At 60.8% G+C, this 19,372-nt stretch carries 17 protein-coding genes; 4 read left to right on the plus strand and 13 right to left on the minus strand.

The genetic code is table 11. From position 1 onward, the window contains the following. Nucleotides 1-2 precede the first annotated feature (2 nt). From Q9K02_RS10400 to Q9K02_RS10460, 13 genes are all read right to left on the minus strand, one after another. Entirely contained in the window at nucleotides 3-1,001 is a 999-nt protein-coding gene (locus Q9K02_RS10400; RefSeq protein ID WP_305932830.1) for a sulfotransferase family protein, read from the minus strand. Between the two features lie 80 nt (nucleotides 1,002-1,081). After that, the gene (locus Q9K02_RS10405) at nucleotides 1,082-1,996 is read right to left on the minus strand and encodes a sulfotransferase family protein (RefSeq protein WP_305933502.1); all 915 of its coding nucleotides are present in this window, start codon (nucleotides 1,994-1,996) and stop codon (nucleotides 1,082-1,084) included. A 32-nt stretch (nucleotides 1,997-2,028) separates the two neighbouring features. Continuing rightward, on the minus strand, nucleotides 2,029-3,312 hold the full coding sequence (locus Q9K02_RS10410; RefSeq protein WP_305932831.1) for a lipopolysaccharide biosynthesis protein: 1,284 nt from the start codon (nucleotides 3,310-3,312) through the stop codon (nucleotides 2,029-2,031). A 26-nt stretch (nucleotides 3,313-3,338) separates the two neighbouring features. Continuing rightward, nucleotides 3,339-4,208 (minus strand): glucose-1-phosphate thymidylyltransferase RfbA, encoded by an 870-nt coding sequence (rfbA, locus tag Q9K02_RS10415; protein WP_305932832.1) that lies wholly within the window; start codon nucleotides 4,206-4,208, stop codon nucleotides 3,339-3,341. Then, nucleotides 4,205-5,050: a dTDP-4-dehydrorhamnose reductase gene (gene rfbD / locus Q9K02_RS10420; RefSeq protein ID WP_305932833.1), complete on the minus strand. Its 846-nt coding sequence runs from the start codon at nucleotides 5,048-5,050 to the stop codon at nucleotides 4,205-4,207. Before rfbD ends, rfbA begins: the two co-directional genes overlap by 4 nt. Further along, entirely contained in the window at nucleotides 5,047-6,090 is a 1,044-nt protein-coding gene (gene rfbB / locus Q9K02_RS10425) for a dTDP-glucose 4,6-dehydratase (protein WP_340310125.1), read from the minus strand. Before rfbB ends, rfbD begins: the two co-directional genes overlap by 4 nt. Beyond that, nucleotides 6,087-6,650 (minus strand): dTDP-4-dehydrorhamnose 3,5-epimerase, encoded by a 564-nt coding sequence (gene rfbC / locus Q9K02_RS10430; protein ID WP_305932834.1) that lies wholly within the window; start codon nucleotides 6,648-6,650, stop codon nucleotides 6,087-6,089. The genes rfbB and rfbC overlap by 4 nt, the downstream gene beginning before the upstream one ends. A 57-nt stretch (nucleotides 6,651-6,707) precedes the next feature. Then, nucleotides 6,708-7,853, minus strand: coding sequence for a hypothetical protein (locus tag Q9K02_RS10435; RefSeq protein WP_305932835.1), 1,146 nt, complete (start codon nucleotides 7,851-7,853; stop codon nucleotides 6,708-6,710). Between the two features lie 12 nt (nucleotides 7,854-7,865). After that, nucleotides 7,866-10,034, minus strand: a complete 2,169-nt coding sequence (locus Q9K02_RS10440; RefSeq protein ID WP_305932836.1) for a GumC family protein — start codon at nucleotides 10,032-10,034, stop codon at nucleotides 7,866-7,868. A 58-nt stretch (nucleotides 10,035-10,092) separates the two neighbouring features. After that, a complete protein-coding gene (locus Q9K02_RS10445) occupies nucleotides 10,093-10,785 on the minus strand; it encodes a polysaccharide biosynthesis/export family protein (RefSeq protein ID WP_305932837.1) in 693 nt (230 codons plus the stop codon). Then, nucleotides 10,782-12,092, minus strand: a complete 1,311-nt coding sequence (locus Q9K02_RS10450) for an O-antigen ligase family protein (protein ID WP_305932838.1) — start codon at nucleotides 12,090-12,092, stop codon at nucleotides 10,782-10,784. The genes Q9K02_RS10445 and Q9K02_RS10450 overlap by 4 nt, the downstream gene beginning before the upstream one ends. A 162-nt stretch (nucleotides 12,093-12,254) precedes the next feature. Beyond that, complete coding sequence (locus Q9K02_RS10455) at nucleotides 12,255-12,536, minus strand: hypothetical protein (protein ID WP_305932839.1); 282 nt, start codon at nucleotides 12,534-12,536, stop codon at nucleotides 12,255-12,257. A 167-nt stretch (nucleotides 12,537-12,703) separates the two neighbouring features. Beyond that, nucleotides 12,704-14,065 (minus strand): exopolysaccharide biosynthesis polyprenyl glycosylphosphotransferase, encoded by a 1,362-nt coding sequence (locus Q9K02_RS10460; RefSeq protein ID WP_305932840.1) that lies wholly within the window; start codon nucleotides 14,063-14,065, stop codon nucleotides 12,704-12,706. Nucleotides 14,066-14,317: 252 nt separating this feature from the next. Between Q9K02_RS10460 and Q9K02_RS10465 the strand changes: the two genes are divergently transcribed. The 4 genes from Q9K02_RS10465 (at nucleotide 14,318) to Q9K02_RS10480 (ending at nucleotide 19,358) form a co-directional block, all read left to right on the plus strand. Beyond that, nucleotides 14,318-15,538: an NADP-dependent isocitrate dehydrogenase gene (locus Q9K02_RS10465; RefSeq protein WP_305932841.1), complete on the plus strand. Its 1,221-nt coding sequence runs from the start codon at nucleotides 14,318-14,320 to the stop codon at nucleotides 15,536-15,538. A gap of 192 nt (nucleotides 15,539-15,730) precedes the next feature. Continuing rightward, the gene (locus Q9K02_RS10470; protein WP_305933504.1) at nucleotides 15,731-17,299 is read left to right on the plus strand and encodes a bifunctional GNAT family N-acetyltransferase/carbon-nitrogen hydrolase family protein; all 1,569 of its coding nucleotides are present in this window, start codon (nucleotides 15,731-15,733) and stop codon (nucleotides 17,297-17,299) included. A 49-nt stretch (nucleotides 17,300-17,348) separates the two neighbouring features. Then, nucleotides 17,349-19,109, plus strand: a complete 1,761-nt coding sequence (locus tag Q9K02_RS10475) for a cation:proton antiporter domain-containing protein (protein ID WP_305932842.1) — start codon at nucleotides 17,349-17,351, stop codon at nucleotides 19,107-19,109. A 63-nt stretch (nucleotides 19,110-19,172) separates the two neighbouring features. After that, nucleotides 19,173-19,358, plus strand: a complete 186-nt coding sequence (locus Q9K02_RS10480; RefSeq protein ID WP_305932843.1) for a hypothetical protein — start codon at nucleotides 19,173-19,175, stop codon at nucleotides 19,356-19,358. Nucleotides 19,359-19,372: the final 14 nt, after the last annotated feature.

Genomic DNA, 19,372 nt, shown 5'->3' on the forward strand with positions numbered 1-19,372 from the left:
TGTCAGGTGTCTCTGGCGCTCACGGAATTTACGCTCGAGTGGTAACCTGACGCCGCAAGCTCCGCTTGGAAAGGCTTTACGAGTTCTGGCATTAGCTCCAGGCGACCGTGCGTATTCGCCTCTTCCAGAATATAACGAGCATATTCGAAGAATTTCTCATCGACTTCGAGCGAAACTCGATCCAGAACTCTGTGGAGGGTCGCTTCCGGATCGGCGCATAATTCTTCGTATTTCACGACGATGACATCGTCGGCGCCATCGACCTTGCGAAGTTCGCGAGAGCTGAGAATCCACTCCACGGCGGCGCGATCGCGGTCGTCGGTAACGGATCGAAGTTTATCCTGGATTTCGTACAGATCCGAATGTTCAGGCACAAGCTGTTCAATCAGCAGATGCCACTTGCGGCTGTCGAGCCCCCACCAGTCTTCTTCACCTTCGGCGCTTTCACGTCCCTCCAGCTTCGACCATCGATCTATAGAAGAGCAGGTGTGCACACCATCGCGTTGCAAGGCGATGAAGTTTGCTTTGGGAAACAGGGCGCGCACAAACGGAAGCCGAAAAAGCAGCTCGGGGTATTTGTCGACGACGCGCTTTGCGACGCCCAGACGGAGCACCATCGAATATATCCGGGCAATTTTCTTCGCAAGATTCGGACTGGCATCCGATTCAGGCAGCCTGATTGTCGCCGCTCCCTGCATGTAGTTCCCGGCGATATCCTCTGCACCATGCGCATAATGCCAAACGGCCTTGGGCTCGTTCAGAAACGCAGCGTCCTTGTGCATCGCAAACAATTTGCCGAGGATCGTGGTGCCCGACCGTCCGGTACCGATGATGTAGATCGGCTCGTACGCCTCCTTTTTCGCAGGGAGCTTGGTCGCCAATACGAAGCTACCGAAAACGACGGGATTGATCCACCTGCCCTTCGTGGTCAGAGGGCGGCCTTCTACCAAGGCCCAAGAATAAATGCGGGCAAGAATTTTCCCCGGCCGCTTGCGGAGCATGCTGCGGTCAATTTGCGCTACCATTTCAGTTCGGCTTTCGTAGTTGCGACAAGCGCGACCCGGTCTTTAATCTCTGGCGTTCAATCAGCTTTCCAGTGGCTTAAATCTTTGCCCGTCATTCGGGACAGCTGATCGATGTCATCGTGGAACCTACGGGTGTAGAGGGCCCGTTCCTCAGCGCCCAACTTCTGCGGACGCTTGCTCCCCGGCCTCGGCCGGAGGTTCCGCTTAATTGCCAACCGCAGATCGTTGCGCCTGGCGGGTGGGATCAGCTTACGCATAACGAACGACACCGGCGCTAGCACAGGCAAATCACCGCGACTAGCCATCAGGACAAGTCGTCGCCAACTTGTCAGAGGTTCGTGAGAGGCGTTCTTTTCGACGACCGGATCAATGGTAAACGGCTCTAGATCGAGAAAATCGAATACCTTGCTGCAAGCGCCCTGCGGGTCGGCCAGCAGATCCTCGAAGAACAGTACGAGGACGTTCTCGAGACCGAATTCGCTCTGCCAAACCGAGATGTTCCGAGCATATTCTCCGGTTCCGAAATAAGGCTGCGGTATAACCACGTCCCCCTTTCCGTTGATGGACTGCTCTTCATCGAGAGCATCCGCGAAAGAGGCGCAGGACGTGTCTTCGAGTTGTCGGTGATAGACATAGGCGGAATAAGCCCGGTCCACCGGTTGCCTCACCACGCAAATGATCTTCGCATCGCCGACTTCCTGACGGATTGCGCGTGCGACCTCTGGGACTGCGAAATACCCGGTCGATGCATCGAGCCGGTATTTCGAGTGCTTCCCCTCCGTATACAGCGAGCGATAGGTCTCGCTTTTGGCATATGCGAGGCGTTGCGGCTTTCCATTGGGCTTCGCCAACGGCTTGTCGATCGCCGTCAGGAAGTGCGCAGGCTCTTTAACGCTCGGCAGGAAAATTTCCGGGTGCTGCGCTATCAACGCAGCAAGAAAGGTCGTTCCCGACTTCTGCGCGCCAGGCATAATCAAGTTTGGAAGCACGTCTGGCCTATCGTTTATGAAACGCGAGTTTTGGTGAAGGAGGAGAGACTGAACGGAGCGACATCCGCAGCGAAATAGGCTGATAACGCTATGAGAATTTTTCGCAAGAGTTCAAACCCCGCGACGGTGTAAGCCACCGCCGACAAATCGCCGGTGCCGGTCACAAGGAACAGGGCAGCCACAGCGCAAAGTGCGCAACCTATATTCACCGAGGCCAGCAGCTTTTGCCGCTTGGCCGTGATGAGGATTATCCCCGGCAGGCCAAGCAGGCCACCAATTGCGTAGCCGGCGACGAGTATGGTCAGCGCTTCTCGCGTCGCCCCGCTGGCTGTGCCGAACAGAGGCGCGTAGAGAGGATAGGCGAAAACCAGAACTGCACCCGTGACGATACTCGCCGCTCCGATCAGAAGGGTGGCGTAGGTGAAGAGCTTTCGCACTCCGGGCAGATCGTTTTCGCGCATCATCACCGCGATCCGCGGCATGATCACCATCTGCATGGGGAGCAGAAAGAACCCACACATTAGCGCGATCCGGTTGGCGGGAAAGTATTCCGCAGCCACCGTTGGCGACATCCGTTCTCCGACGAGGAAGACGTCGATCGTATTCATCGCGGTCAGTGCCACGGCGGAGAACATCAGGGCCGCGCCCGCGCCCATCCGCTCGCCCCCGAACGATCTCCCGAAGCTACCCAACAGCTTGCGCGGGCTGAACGACAATCGCGCGGCCTGACCGCCGACGATAACCAGCAGGACGACCGCGCAAAGCGGTGCGACGATGTCGATCGTGGTCGAGAAGCCGCCGAAGAACAGCGCTCCGGTCGCAAGAATTGCGGCACCGCGCCAGAGTATGTCTTTCGGGGCGAAGGCGAGGAAATACCGATCCTGGCTTCGCGCGGCACCCGACAGGACGAGATTGATCCCCAGGAGCGCTGTGATCGCTCCGGCCGATCCGGCCACCAAGGCCGAGTAACCTGCAACCAGAAAATAGGCCCCGATCGCAGCCCCGGTCAGCACCGAAACGGCGAGCACCAGACCGTAGGCCTCGTGCAAATAGGCTTGCGCCTGCTCCGTGTCCTTGCGCGCGACCAGAGGAGCCACCTCGCGCACGGCCAGTTCAGCTTGGCCGAACCCGGCAATGGCTGCAGCAAGGGTCGCTACCGATACGACCATGGCCAGAAGGCCGTAGTCATCCTTCGGCATCCACAGGGAGAGCGCGGACACGAAGGCCAGCGAAACCCCGATCGCGATCACGCGAAGAATGGTGGTGTAGCCACCAAACTTGATCAGCCATTTGAGCATGTCGCGCCGCGATCACCTTTGCCGTGTCAGAGCAAGGTCAGCAGATATTGCCCGTAGGTGGATTTGCCGAGCTTTTTCGCAAGGTCGCCAAGCTGCGTCTCGCTGATCCAGCCCTTCCGGAAAGCGATTTCCTCGGGGCAGCCGGTCTGCATGCCTTGCCGAATGGCCAGTGTGCGAACCATGTTGGCGGCATCGAGCAACGATCCATGGGTTCCGGTATCGAGCCATGCGAAACCGCGCCCCATCGTCTTCACGTCGAGCGATCCATCGCGAAGATAGGTTTCCAGGAGCGAGGTAATCTCGAGTTCGCCGCGTGCCGACGGCTTTACGGACTTCGCGCGTTCGGGCGCTTCGCCGTCTAGGAAGTACAGGCCCGTCACCGCGTAGTTGGACGGCGGATCGGCGGGCTTTTCGATTATCTGGTCGACCTTGCCGGTTTCGTCGAAACCAACCACGCCGTAGTGCTGCGGATCTGCGACGTGATAGCCGAAGACGGTTCCCCCCCGCTCTTGCGCCGCGGCGGATTCGAGCAGTTCGGGCAGTCCGTGGCCGAAGAATATGTTGTCGCCGAGAACCATCGTCGAAGCGGCACCGTCCAGGAACTCCTCGGCCAGCAAGTATGCCTGGGCAAGGCCATCGGGTGACGGTTGCACGATATATTCGAACCGCATCGCCCACTGGCTGCCATCGCCCAGCAAGTGCTTGAATTGCGCCTGATCCTCCGGCGTGGTGATGATCGCGACCTCGCGAATACCGCTGAGCATGAGCACAGAGAGCGGATAATAAATCATCGGCTTGTCGTAGATCGGCATGAGCTGCTTCGAGACCGCCATGGTCAGCGGATACAGTCGTGTGCCCGATCCTCCGGCCAGGATGATGCCTTTGCGCTGGGTCATGATGCTTTGAATTCCTCGATTATCGGCTCCAGCGCGGGTCGCCACTGCGGTCTGGTCGCACCGATGGCGGACAGGCTGGAGCAGTCCAGGCGGCTGTTCAGCGGCCGGGCTGCGGGTGTCGGAAAGTCCTTAGTCGGGATGTCCTCGACTGTCACCTCGAGCCCGGCTTCATCGAAAATCGCGCGGGCGAAGTCGGCCCAGCTGACATCGGGAGTTCCCGAGAGGTGATAGACGCCACTGGCAGCACGGTCGGCGTGCAGAGCATCCAGCGCGGAAAGGCACGTCTTGGCGATCGCTTCGGCCGGCGTCGGGCCACCAATCTGGTCGGCGACTATGCGCAGCGTGTCACGCTCGGCCCCGAGGCGAAGCATGGTCTTCACGAAATTACCTCCGAACCGCGAAAACACCCAGCTGGTGCGGATAATGGCGTAATCGGCACCGCTCTTTCGGACCGCGTCCTCGCCTTCGGCCTTGGTCTGCCCATAGGCATTTAACGGCGCGATCGGATCATCCGGACTGCGGGCACCCTCCCCCGACCCGTCGAACACATAGTCGGTCGAAATGTGGACCAGAGGGATGCCCACTTCGGCGCAGGCTTTCGCCATGGCCGCAGGAGCTTGCGCGTTGACCGTGCGGGCCAACTCGGCCTCCTCTTCTGCGCGATCGACAGCCGTATAGGCCGCGGCGTTGATGACGCCGCTGGGCTGCAGCTTTGCGATCAGCGCTGCGCAGTCTTCCGGGCGCGAAAGATCGGCCTCGTCCCGACCGGCGAAATGCGCATCGGGCACCAGCTCGCGCAGCGCCGAAGCCACCTGGCCGGTCTTTCCGAAGACAAGGATCATGCCTTGGTGCCGAGCCTGACGCCGACGCCTTTGCGGTCCAGCAGGGCCTGCCACCAATCCTCGTTGTCGAGATACCAGCGGACGGTGCGCTCCAGCCCTTCCTCAACCGTAACCGACGGACGCCAGCCAAGTTCGTCGCGAATACGAGTTGGATCGATCGCATAGCGCTGGTCGTGCCCCGGGCGATCCTCAACGAAGGTGATCTGGTCCTTGTAGGACCCTTCCGCCTTGGGCCGCACATCGTCGAGGATCGAGAGAATGGTTTCCACCAGCTCGAGATTCGTCCGCTCGTTTTCGCCGCCGATATTGTAGCTGCGACCGACCTCACCTTGGGTCAGCGCGAGCAGCAGCGCATCCGCGTGATCTTCCACGAACAGCCAGTCGCGCACATTGTCGCCCTTGCCGTAGATCGGGATGGGCTTGCCTGCGAGCGCATTGATAATCACCACCGGCACCAGCTTTTCCGGGAAGTGATATGGACCGTAATTGTTCGAGCAGTTGGTCAGCACCACCGGCAGCCCGTAGGTCTCGTGCCACGCCCGCACAAGGTGGTCCGAAGACGCCTTGCTGGCCGAATAGGGAGAGCGCGGATCGTAAGGGGTGTCCTCGGTGAACATGCCTTCCTTGCCGAGCGATCCGAAAACTTCGTCGGTCGAGATGTGATGGAAGCGGAAATCGGCGGGCTTGCCCTTCTGCTGCCAATAGGACCGGCTCGCCTCCAGCATGTTGAAGGTGCCGGTGATGTTAGTTTCGATAAAGTCCGCAGGGCCGTCGATCGACCGGTCGACATGGCTTTCTGCCGCAAGATGCATGACCGCATCGGGGCTGTGCTTCTGGAAGACCGCGTCCAGCGCCTCGCGGTCGCGAATATCGACCTGCTCGAAAGCGTAAAGATCGCTTTCGGCGACAGGCGCCACATTGGCAAGGCACGCGGCATAGGTCAGAGCATCGCAGTTGACGACTTCGTGGCCGCGGGAAACCGCAAGGCGGACGACGGCGGAACCGATGAAGCCTGCGCCGCCTGTGATAAGTATCTTCACGATGTTGCCTCGTAGTCGAAGGGAGTTTCGAATTCGGAGAACGGCATTGCCGCCGCGTCTTTTTCGGACAGTATCGGGTCGATTTCGCCGAGCGGCCAGTCGATACCGACGCTGTCCCACAGAACCGCGCCATCGCATTCCGGCGCGTAGAAATCGGTGCATTTATAGACGATTTCGCTGTCAGGTTCGAGCGTGGCGAACCCGTGGAGAAACCCGGCGGGAATCCACAATTGCCTGCCGTTCGCAAAGCTCAGCTCTTCACCAAACCATTGTCCATAGGTTGGCGAGCCACGACGGATATCGACGGCAACGTCGAAGATGGCACCGCGTCCACAGCGCACCAGCTTGCCCTGGGCGTGAGGGGGCGATTGGAAATGCAGTCCGCGCACGGTCCCGACCTGGCTGGACATCGAGTGGTTGTCCTGCACGAATTCAGGCAGGTCGAGGCCGGCATCGCGAAGCTTCCTGGAATTCCAGCTTTCGCTGAAGAAACCGCGTTCGTCGCCGAATCGCGGTGGGACGATACGGAAAACTCCGGGGAGCGGCGTTCCTTCGATCATGCTGTCCTGACTTGGCTTGGTGTTCGTCGGTTGGGTGGGTGGCCGCCAGCAGCGGAGCTATACCGGCTGGATTTTACTGAGCTTCACGTCCGCCTTGCGACCACGCGACGAAATCAGGGACAGCACTTGCAGATCGCAGTCCGCCGGTACCGTGAACTGGAATTCGTCATCCACCATCGCCGAATTTTCGAGAAGGTCGGTGCTTTGGCGACCGCCGCATTTTAATTCCAGATCCAGCTCGGACTCCCCGGCAGATGCGCTCGGTCGTTCCGCCTTCCACTGCAGGCGGAAGCGGTGAACCCCGGCGGGCAGGCTGGCGAACCGGTAAGCTACAGCTTTACGCACGGGTGAGCGGTTGGCGACAGTGAGAGTGTCGGCTTGCGAACCGGGTTTCGTTGCCACCCCGTCGCCCTTCTCGAACTGCCAACCGAACGGATCTATGTCATTGGTGGCATATTGCAGCGCGAAGCCGGATCGATCGTCCTGTCCGCATGTTTCGTACCAAAGGTCGGAACCGGACTTGCCTTCGCCCATGGCCAACAGGCGGCGGGCAAGCGAGGCAGTATCCTCGCACGGGATCGCGCCCCCGTTACTGCTCGCCAGCCTGAACATTTCGCCCGTAGGCGGTGCGAGATTGGCGTAGCGCTGGCTCAACTCGACAAGATGCGCGGACAAGCCGGGGCTTTCGGCCAGCCGCTCCGCAAAAGCTTCTCTGCCTTCCAGCACCATGAGCACCTGTTCCGCCGCAGCGGCCTGCACGTCCCATTCTTCGACGTGACGGATGATCGCCTCCAGCCGCTGCGCAGCGGCAACCGCATTTCCATTAGAGAGCGCCGAACCCAGCACGGTGATCTGGGTGTACAGGTCCCGCCAGCCGCGCTTCGATGCTTCCGTCAGGGCAACACTTGCCGGCTCGACCAGATCGCTCTCCACCAGATGAAGTGCGCGCAGGCTGAGATGGTGGGCCGGGATCGGACGGTGCTGCAACACGCTGCGCGTAGCGGTATCGGCAGACGTCGGTTCCGTGGTGATCAGCATCTGGGCGCGGGTAAGATCGGCCTCCCCGCCCAGCCCTTCGGGGATTAGCCCGATAAGCTCGGGTCGGCTAGCCGTGGCCCGATCGAGCTGAAACAGCGAAATCGCGGCGCCAAGCGCAAGAAACAGGGCGATTCTCGCCAGCCATCCGAAGATACCGGAACCCATCAGTCACAGACCCTAGTCGTCGCCCTTGTAGGCGTAATACTCGGCGGCATAGTACTGATATTCGCCGCCCAGCTTGCGGGCATCGAACTTGGTCAGCACGGCGCCGAGGATCTTGGCATTGACCAGCGACAAGCGGCGCAGCGCAGCCTTGATTGCCCCGCGATTTGCGCTCGAGGAATCGATCGCGACCAGCAATGCGTCCACATGGGCCGCCAGCGTCGTAGCATCCGCAAGGCCGAGCACGGGAGGTGCGTCGAGGACGATGCAATCGTACTTCGTCCGCATTTCGGCCAGCAGGCTCTCGAGCTTGTCGGACGTCAGCAAGGCGGCCGGGTTCGGCGGAATGGGCAGCGCCGTCATATAGTCGAGATTCGGTCGACCGGAAGGGAAGACCACGCTCTCGATATCGTTCTCGCCGGCGAGAACCGTCGTGAAGCCTTCCCGCTCGCGATCGTCCGTGCGCTTGTGCAGCGTGGGACGACGAAGGTCGGCGTCGATCAACAGGGTCTTGCGCCCCAGGTCGGCGATACCGCGGGCGAGCTCTTCACTGGTGGTGGTCTTGCCCTCACCTGGCTGCGAACTTGTGATGGCGATCGTCTTGGGCACGCCATTGGCGCTGCTGTAGCGGATGTTGGTCAACAATGAGCGATAGGCCTCGCTCATCGCCGATTTCGGATCGGCCAGTTCTTCCTGCGGGCTGTCCTCGACAGTCTTCGGGATGAGGCCCAGAAGCGAGAGGCCGAGCTTGCGTTCGACATCGTCCGGCGAGCGGATCACATCGTCGTACTGCTCGCGGACGAAAACGAAACCGGATGCGAAAACCAGACCACCCAGCAATGCCACCAACATATTCAGGATCGGATCCGGGAAGCTAGGCTTGCGAGGCGGTTCGGCAACATCGACCAGAGATACATTGTTCGAGGATGCACCCGCCGTTGCGCTCAATTCGTTATATCGGGTGAGCAGCGTGTTGTAGAGCGCGCGATCGGTTTCCGCGACGCGCTTCAGCACGTTGTACTGGACACCGCGATCCTGCTCGTTGAGCGCATCGGACCGCAAACCGGTCACTTGGCCGCGGATATTCTCCTCACGCTCGAGCGCCGATTCATACTGCAACCGAACCGACCGCTTGATCGAACTGGCGACCGCTTGGATCTGCTCGTCGATCTCGTTCACGCGGGCTTGCAGAGCCTGAACATTGGGATGGTCGTCCAGATGCCGCGAACGCTCGGCCGACAGTTCGGCTTCCGCTTCCGCCTTATCTGCCAGTAGAGCCTGCACGGCGTTGTTCTGCAGTACCTGCGGAATGGACATCGTCGGCTGGTTGGAGATCGATTCCCAATCCTGCTGCGCCGTGATCCTGCGCGCAGTTGCTTCGCTGGCGGCAGCGTTGAACTGCTGCAGCGCATCGTTCGTAATCGAAAGCGTCGTTTCCTGGTCCGCGTTCTGGCCCTGCCCCGAGACACGGATCAGGCCCGCAGCGCGCGAATACTGGTTGAGGTCGCGCTCGCTCTGTTCGAGCTTTGCACGCGCATCGGCCAGTTCCTGCGCCAGATAGTCGCGTGCGTAGGCGGAGCTGTCGAACTTGCGGGACAGGTTGGAGGCGATATAGGCCTCGGCCGTCGCGTTGGAGATCGTCGCAGCGAGCTGCGGATCGGCACTCTCGAAGGAAATCGAGACAATCCGGCTCTCCATGGGCAGCGTGACATTCATGCTGTCCTGCAGCGCATCGATCGCTACTTCTTCCCGGTAAGCGGGAAGTTGGACGGCAGAATTAACGCCCTCGGGCAGCGCTTCCTCGGTCGGCATGTCGATGCCTTGCGCTTCGAAGAAGCGCGCGCTCTCGGCTAGGTTCTCCTGTTCGACGACCCGTTGGGCGAGCGACCGGCTGCGCAGAATGTCGACTTCGGTCTGCAGGAAGCGATCGGCGTCCTGGTACGCAGCAGCCGGAGCGGTATCCGCCCCCTCGATGATCTGGTCGGTTTCCATCTCGACCAGGACCCGCGACGTGGCGACATATTGTGGCACCACCAGCAAGGTCAGAAGTGCGCCGAGGATGAGGAATCCCACGACGATGGCCACGACCCAGATGAGGTTGCGACGAAAGGCCGCGACGATCGCCCGGAAATCGATCTCGACCTGATCGGTCGCGTCCGTCGGCTTGGCCTGGGCCGTCGTCATTGAGGGATCGCCAGCGCCCTCTACGGTGATAGCCGGTGAATTCGAATGAATGTTCACGTCAGAACCTTGTAAATACGTTCAAGATCGGTGCCGCCCGCAGGAAATCCTGATAGATCCCGCGAACAGCCGAATACCCGACCACGATCCTGTCGCCACCGAGAACTTCGGGATCGCTCGCCCGACCTTCCCGAATGGCCTTGAGATTGAAGACGGCTCCGAAGCGCTCGCCGTCGATCTCGCGAAAAATGATGACCTCGTCGTCCACAGCCGTATTCGTCAGACCTTGCGCACGCGCGATCGATTCCACGAGCGAGGTCGTTCCCGCGATTTCGTAGACACCCGGCGAAGTAACCATCCCGTCGACGGTCACCCTTTGCGCAGCCGACGCGACCACGCCGACCACGACTTGTGGATCGCGAATATAGCGCGAACCCAAACCGGCCTCGAGCTCTCGGCTCAGTTCGATCGGCGTCTTTCCTTCGGCAACAACTTCGCCGACGAAAGGAAAGTTGATCGTTCCAGCCGAATTGACGGAGATCTGTTCGAACGTCAGCTCCGGTTCCTGGAAGACGCGCACCGACAGGGTATCGAGCACGCCGATGCGGTATTCGACCAGCCGTTCCGACGCGCCTGCAGACGGCATGATCCTGTAGGCTTCATCTCCCCGGGCCAGATCTGCCGACGGAGAAAAACAGCCACTCGCAAAGCTAGACGCAGCCACCAGAGCGGCCAGACGAAACTTGTTATTCATAACGATCCCTTGCTGTCCGGCTCCCTGCCAACCATCGTTGCGATGAGCAAGCCAGCTATACACAATAAAGCCTGATTTCGCAGCGGATAGTCGATCAAACCTTGCAGGGAGATGCACAGGATTGCGAGCGCCGCGGCCTGGACTGCGGCCGAATTCACCTGATGCCGCCCCATCCAGAAGCGCAGAGCCAACCACACCGCCCAGGCAGCGGCCAGTATCAGACCGAAAATGCCGGTCTCGATGGCCAGTTCGATATACTCGCTGTGCGCCCTGCCCGGCGTACCCGCCAAGACATGCTCGAGAGATTCGTCGACGGGAAATACGTCGCGAAAGGTCCCCATTCCGCTACCGAAAGGCCAGAAGCGTTCGACCGAGAAGAGGCTGTCTTCCCAAATCTCAGGGCGACGGTCGTCGAGTTCCGCAAATCGGGCCCAGGTCGCGGAAAGACGCGTACCTTGGGCCAGGAAAATGCCGATCCCGCCGATCAGGGTCAGTACCCCGGCACCCACGGCGACACCTGCACGGCCCGACAGTTTATTCGATCTGGACCTGAAGCCCAACCAGAGCATCTGCGCGATCGGCAAGAGCAGCAGGAATGTGGACGAGCGCGAATTGGTGAGGATCGCGCCAACGACCATCAAGATGCCCGCCAGTGCGAGAAACCCGCGCGTCAGAGTATTTCGCTTCGTCATCCGAAACGCGCCGATCGAGGCGCACAGACAGATGACGAAGAACAGTCCGCTCGAATTATGGCTTGCGAAAAAGCCGTAAAGCCTTCCCGAGCTCAGCACCGGATAAGGGTTGAGCACATCGCCCGGCACCGCCAGCTGGAGAGCTCCAAAGATGAAGTTGCCCACCCCCAGCGCCACAAGTAGAATGAGCGCGCGATAGCCGGCATCGGTGCGACTCCAGGGATATAGCGCAAGTGCCGCGATCACCGGAATCAGCGAGGCAAAGGCCACTATCGTACGCCCGCGATCCACGCTCCAAGGGAACCATCCCCCGTCGGTGCCGAGAAGTTCGAGGCTCGCCTGTACCAGGTCCCGTCCGGGCAATTGCTGCCAGATCGCCGGCGGAAGAGGGACAATCTGGAGCAAAGGCAAGGCGAGTGTCAGCCCTACCAGTATGTAAATACCCTTCGGTACTGCGGCGAGGCGGCCGCGGGCAAATCCGATAAAGAGCAGGGCCAGCGCGAGCGCCGACAACTGCACTAGGAGATTGGCTAGGGGATAGCGGCTGCCGCCACCGCCGAATACCAACGCAATCGTGGTCAGTAGCAGGATGGGCCAACCCAAGACCTTGAGCATCTCTGAAGGTAGCGACGACCTCGAGGCAGCTGCGGAACGATGACGCTTAGGCATTCCTACTCACACTAGCTTCGCGTGACACTGTTTTCCGAATGGATCGCAGGCATGAAAAATCCCGCCGACCAGAAGGCCGGCGGGATAATTTTTCAATCGCCTAGGCGCTTAGCCGCCCGGCGAGAAATCGTCATCATCGTCGTCGGCAGCAATGATGATGCCCACGATGATTGCAATGCCGGCGATCACAGCGATGATCAGGCCCGGGCCGCCGAGTTCGCTCTGCTTCTTGGCAGTAGCGGTCGAACGGGTGACGTCGCTGGCGGTCGAGAGCTTCACGGGCTCTGCGACGACCGGAGCGTCTGCTGCACGGGTACCTGCGTGTGCGGTCACGGAGGTAGCTGCGAGAGCTACTGCACCGAGGCCGGTCAGAAGGCGGCTGGTCTTCATAGTCAGTCTCCTAGAGATTATTCTTCTTTACGTCCGACCAAGCAGCTAGCAGCGATTCTGACGCTACGCAACTGCTTAATCCTCTGATTACGTCGCATATTTACAACAGATAGTGACGCATCAGCCCCTCTATCGTGCGATCATGCCTAAACCGTTAATCCCACAGGTCAATATGCATTCGGGTGAATAAGTACTCGAACCGTCGCAAAAAGGATCTTGATGTCGCCCCACAATGACCAGGTGCGAATATATTCCAGATCCGCGTCCAGGCGATTGATCAAATGCGATTCGGTTTCGGTTGCGCCGCGATGGCCCCGCACTTGCGCAAGCCCGGTAAGGCCCGGCTTCAAAGAATGCCGCAGCCAGTAATTGCTATCGACTTCCCAGAACAACTTCTGCCCAGCCTGGGAGCCCAATGCATGGGGCCGAGGTCCCACAAGGCTCATTTCCGATCGCAACACATTGATCAATTGCGGCAGTTCGTCGATCGACGTCTTGCGAATGAATTTACCGATCTTCGTGACGCGATCGTCTGCGCGTGAAGTCGAGCGCGCACCGTCGCGATCGCCCTTGTCGACCTTCATCGAGCGAAACTTCAGCATATTGAAGAGGCAATTGTGCTGCCCCATGCGGGGCTGGACGAAGAAGACCGGACCGCCGTCCTCCAGCTTGATCAACACTGCAATCAGGAACATCAGCGGGCTCAAGACCAACAGCGCCGAAACCGTGAATGCCAGGTCCATGGCACGCTTGTACAACCTTGCGTGAAGGGCCAGCGGCCCGGTCGACAACAGCAGGAGTGCCTTCCCGTCCTGCACTCGAAGCCCGAGCGCTCCGAGATCCTGCAATCCCTCGCTCAACACTTCACCACGCACGCCCGCGCTTCGCATAATGCGCGCCCACAAAGCCCGGCGCTCGTCGTCGGAGCTGACTACAACCCGGTCCATCCCCCGCATCAGGCGACCGATCTGGTCCAACCGCCGTGGATCGCTGTTTGCCCCGGCTAAGTCGAAGGAGTCGGCCTTGACGACTTCGGCACCCGGAATTTCGATTTGCGGACCACCGTCCATGACCAGCAAGGTCGAGCTCATCGTCGGCCCGAACCTTTGGCGGATATAGAATCTCAGCAGTGCGCGGGCTGCAGCCATCGACACAAACGCGAAAACGAGGGCGAGCGAGAGCATGACGCGCGAAAAATCGGTCGCCGCCTTGGCGTAGAAAATCATAACCATACAGATTACGGCTGTAATCAGAAGCGCCACGACCATGCGCCCGATGGCATGTCGCCAGCTGTCCAGCGCCTGGAGCGAATAGCACTGCTGATAGGTTGCGATGACGAGGAAGATCGGCAAGACAGCCCACCCCATCGAAAGGGCGAAGGGCAACGGCCACTGGTTGCGATAGACACCGCCAGCCAGCACGAAGCTTCCCAGGAGCAACGCGCCGTCAATGAGCAGCATCAGAAGGTACAGCTGAACCCGCTTCTGCTGCATCGCCGGACGCGGCGTGACTGATTCGACGTGTTCCAAGTACATCCTCGGCGCTCCGCCTGCCGGTTAAGCGATCTTGTTTGGGGCGCGACTTATGTGGTTGTTTGTCAACGGCGAGCGAACCAATGGCATGCCAGCCGACGCCCTATTAGCGCAATTTCTGTCGATGTTAATTGGAAAATTTGCGGACGTCCCGCAGCTGGCCGCTTGCAGCGCACGGCCCCGCTCCCTTGCCCTCACGCGCCCCTCTGCTAAAGCGCCCGCAATCCCATTCGAACAGACAGGAAACTCATGGCCAAGATCAAGGTAGCCAACCCGGTCGTCGAACTCGACGGCGACGAAATGACGAAAATCATCTGGCAGTGGATCCGCGAGCGGCTGATCCTGCCCTACCTCGACATCGACCTCAAATATTACGACCTCTCGATCGAGAAGCGCGACGAGACCGACGACCAGATCACGGTCGATGCAGCCAATGCCATCAAGGAGCATGGCGTCGGCGTGAAATGCGCCACCATCACGCCCGACGAAGCGCGCGTCGAGGAATTCGACCTCAAGAAGATGTGGGTTTCGCCCAATGGCACCATCCGCAACATCCTCGGCGGTGTCGTCTTCCGTGAGCCGATCGTCATCGACAACGTGCCGCGCCTTGTGCCGGGCTGGACCGACCCCATCGTGGTCGGCCGCCATGCTTTCGGCGACCAGTACCGCGCCAAGGACACGCTGATCCCCGGCAAGGGCAAGCTGCGCATGGTCTTCGAAGGCGAGAACGGCGAGAACATCGACATCGACGTCTTCGAATTCCCGAGCCCGGGCGTCGCGATGACGATGTACAATCTCGACGATTCGATCCGCGACTTCGCGCGCGCCAGCTTCGCCTACGGCCTCGACCGCAAATGGCCGGTCTACCTTTCGACCAAGAACACCATCCTCAAGAAGTACGATGGCCGCTTCAAGGACCTGTTCGAGGAAGTCTTCGAAGCCGAATACAAGGCCGAGTTCGAGAAGCACGGCCTGACCTACGAACACCGCCTGATCGACGACATGGTCGCCGCAGCGCTCAAGTGGAACGGCAAGTTCGTCTGGGCCTGCAAGAACTACGACGGCGACGTACAGTCCGACATCGTGGCGCAGGGCTTCGGCTCGCTCGGCCTGATGACCAGCGTGCTGATGACGCCCGATGGCAAGACCGTGGAAGCGGAAGCGGCGCACGGCACCGTCACCCGGCACTATCGCCAGCACCAGGAAGGCAAGGCGACCAGCACCAACCCGATCGCCAGCATCTTCGCCTGGACGCGCGGGCTGATGTATCGCGGCAAGTTCGACGACACGCCCGATGTGGTGAAGTTCGCCGAAACGCTGGAGAAGGTCTGCATCAAGACGGTCGAAAGCGGCAAGATGACAAAGGATCTCGCGCTTCTGATCGGTCCGCAGCAGAGCTGGATGACGACCGAGCAGTTCTTCGAGGCGATCGTCGAGGGTCTCGAAGCCGAAATGGCCAACTGGGGCTGAAACCCATCGCCGCCTGCGTCATTACGTAGGCATGGCTAGACCATACGGGGTCGGCGCGCGCCGGCCCCGTTTCTGTTTGCGGATCGCAGAACAACGGGGACGAAAGTGGCTAATCCACCGGCAAGGAAGCGCACGCCGAAGCGCAAGGGCAGCGAGAAGTTCGGCCAGCGCCGGCTCGAAGTGCGCAATGCGATGATCAAGGATATTCCGGGCATCGCCAACCTGGTACGCCGGGTTTACGAGGACATGCCTGCCTATACGCACGGCGAAATCCGCGGCCAGATCAACAATTTCAAGGAAGGCTGCTTCGTCGCCCTGCTCGACGAGGAAGTTGTCGGCTATTGCGCGACCATGCAGCTGGCCGAAGCGCTCGCCTTCCAGGATCACGACTGGGAGGAGATCACCGGCAACGGCTTCGGCAGCCGCCACGATCCTACCGGCGACTGGCTTTATGGCTACGAGATGTGCGTCGATCCCAAGGTGCGCGGGGTCCGCATCGGGCGCCGCCTCTATGAAGAGCGCCGCGCGCTGGCCGAGGAGAAGGACCTGACCGGCATCGTTTTTGCCGGCCGCATGCCCAATTACCGCCGCTTCCGCCGCCGCGTCGACAATCCGCAGGACTATCTCGACAAGGTGGTCGAAGGAAAGCTCCACGACCCCGTCCTGCGCTTCCAGCTCGCTAACGGCTTCGAGCCCGAGCGGATCATGGAGGGCTACCTCCCCGAGGATAAGGCCAGCATGGCCAACGCCGTGATGATGGTCTGGCGCAATCCCTATGTCGAGCGCGACCAGCCGGTGAAGAAGCGCCTCCCGCGCGGTGTGGAGGCAGTGCGTGTCGCCACCTGCCAGCTGCAGGCACGCGCGGTCGCGGATTACGACGAGTTCATGCGCCACGTGACATATTTCGTAGACGTCGCAAGCGATTACGAGGCGGACTTCATCGTCTTTCCCGAACTCTTCACGCTCATGCTGCTCAGTTTCGAGGAGAAAGAACTCTCCCCCGTCGAGGCGATCGAGCGGCTGTCCGAATACACGCCGCGCCTGCGCGACGACATCTCCGACATGGCGATGCGCTACAACATCAATATCATCGCCGGCAGCCACCCGACACGGATGGACGATGGCGACATCCACAACGTCGCCTATGTCTGCCTGCGCGACGGGTCTGTGCATGCGCAGGAGAAGATCCACCCCACCCCCAACGAACGGTACTGGTGGAACATCAAGGGCGGCGACAAGGTCGAGGTGATCCAGACCGACTGCGGCCCCATCGGCGTGCAGATCTGCTACGACAGCGAATTCCCCGAACTCAGCCGCCGCTTGGCTGATGAAGGCGCGCGCATCATCTTCGTGCCCTTCTGCACCGACAGCCGGCAGGGATACTTGCGCGTGCGCTATTGCGGACAGGCGCGCGCGATCGAGAACCAGTGCTTCGTCGTCCTGTCGGGCAATGTCGGCAATCTGCCGAATGTCGGCAATATGGACATCCAGTATGCCCAGAGCTGCATCCTGACGCCCTGCGACTTTCCCTTCGCGCGCGACGGTATCGCCGCCGAATCGAGCGAGAACGTCGAAACGCTCACTATCAGCGATGTGAATCTCGCCGATCTTAGCTGGGCACGGGCCGAAGGGACCGTCCGCAATCTCGCGGACCGGCGCTTCGATCTCTACCGCATCGAGTGGGACGAAGAAGGCAAGCATCCTGGCAAGCCGAAGCCTCGCCGTGAGCCTCTCGGCCCGACGGGGCCCGGCGGTGGCTAACGCCGTCAACGCGGGTGACAGCCCGCCGCCTTCGCACTAGACGAAATCCATGGCTTCCGCCGAACTCGCCTCCCCCGCCCTGTCCGACGCGCTGGTCATTCTCGGCGCGGCGGGATTGGTCATTCCGGTCTTCACCCGCTTCCGCATCACGCCGGTCATCGGGTTCATCCTGATCGGAATCCTCGTCGGACCCTATGGTCTGGGGAGGATGGTGTTCGAGCATCCATGGCTCAATCACATAACCATATCCGATCCGGACTCTTTGGACTTGTTCGCAGAGTTCGGGATCATCCTGCTGCTGTTCGCGATCGGCCTCGAGCTGAGCTTCAACCGCCTGTGGCAGATGCGTCGGCTGGTCTTCGGTCTCGGCGCGCTGGAGCTGCTCGTCATCGGGACGATCGCCGCGATCTTCCTGGCGATGATGGGCCAGTATTGGACCGGGGCGCTGGCGCTCGGTTTCGCCCTCGCCTTCTCCTCCACCGCCATCGTGCTGCCGATTGCCGGCACGCACACGCCAGTGGGGCGCGCGGCGCTTTCGATGCTGCTGTTCGAGGACATCATGATCGTGCCGATCATCTTCATCCTCGGCGCGATGGCACCCAATGCCGAGGCCGAGGGGTGGGAAGGCATGCTGACGACCCTGTGGCAGGGCGGCGCGGTGATCCTTGCGATGATGGTCCTTGGTCGCTTCGCCCTTCCCCGATTGTTCGGCCAGGCGGCGCGCACCAAAAGCCCCGAGCTGTTCCTCGCGGCATCGCTGCTGGTGGTTATCGGCGCGAGCCTGGCGACGGCCGCCGTGGGCCTTTCGCCGATTGTCGGCGCATTGATTGCCGGCCTGCTGATCGCGGAGACCGAATATCACGGCGAGGTCGAGAGCATCATGGAGCCCTTCAAGGGTCTCGCGCTCGGGATCTTCCTCATCACCGTCGGTATGAGCATCGACCTTGCGACGATCTGGGACAATCTCGGCCTGATCGCGACCGCCGTGGTGCTGATCCTGGTGTTCAAGGCCTCGGTCACCGGCATCCTCCTGCGACTGATGGGCGCGCGGCGCAGCACCGCGGCCGAAACCGGCATCCTCATGGCCAGCCCATCGGAAACGACGCTGATCGTGCTTGCCGCAGCCAGTTCGGCGCTGCTGATCCAGCCCGGGACGGCGCAGTTCTGGCAGATCGTCACTGCGATCGGCCTGACGGTCACGCCGCTACTTGCCATGCTTGGGCGCGCCATCGCGCGGCGGGTAGAACCCATTCCCGAGCTGCCCGAAGAGGACGAGGCAGAAGGCCGCGTGGTGGTCATCGGTGCCGGTCGCGTCGGCTTGCTGGTCGCCCAGATGCTGCAGGCGCACGACAAGCCTTATGTTGCCATCGATTCCAATCCGGACCTGATCGAGGCAGCCAAGCGTAAAGGCTATCGCGCGACCTTCGGCGATGCTGCACGCGGCGATGCGCTGAGCCGGTTGGGCGTGGATGACGCGCTCGCTGTCGTACTGACGATGGACGAACCGGTGCTGACGCAGCGCTTGGTGGCCAAGCTACGCAAGGATTACCCGGACCTGCTCATCGTATGCCGCGCGCGCGACGTGCGGCATGCGGCGGAGCTTTACCGTGCCGGCGCCAGCCATGCTGTCCCGGAAACGCTCGAAAGCTCGCTGCAACTATCCGAGGCCGTGCTGGTTGATATCGGCGTCGCCATGGGGCCGGTCATCGCCTCGATCCACGAAAAGCGCGACGAATTCCGCGCCCAGATCGAGGAAGAGGGCGCGCTCGATTACAAGCCTAAATTGCGATCGAGCACGGCGGACGGCTGAGACTTTCGGGAATTATCTGAACCTTTGGCTTTTCAATGCGTTGAAAGGGCAAAGGAGATAGACATGAGCAACCCCGAAAACGATCCGACGAAGCCGACGCCGAACAGCGAGAAGTTCAAGCCGCAGAACGTGCAGGACCCGCTGAAGGATCGCGCTCCGACCGAAAAGCGCGGAGCGCCGGGTGATACCGAAGGCTACGATGTAGCACACGGCTCCCAGCCCACGACGAAGAGCACGCCCAGCGCCTGATTGGCACCACAGAT

This window comes from Qipengyuania profundimaris (assembly GCF_030717945.1).
Classification (GTDB): Bacteria; Pseudomonadota; Alphaproteobacteria; order Sphingomonadales; family Sphingomonadaceae; genus Qipengyuania; species Qipengyuania profundimaris.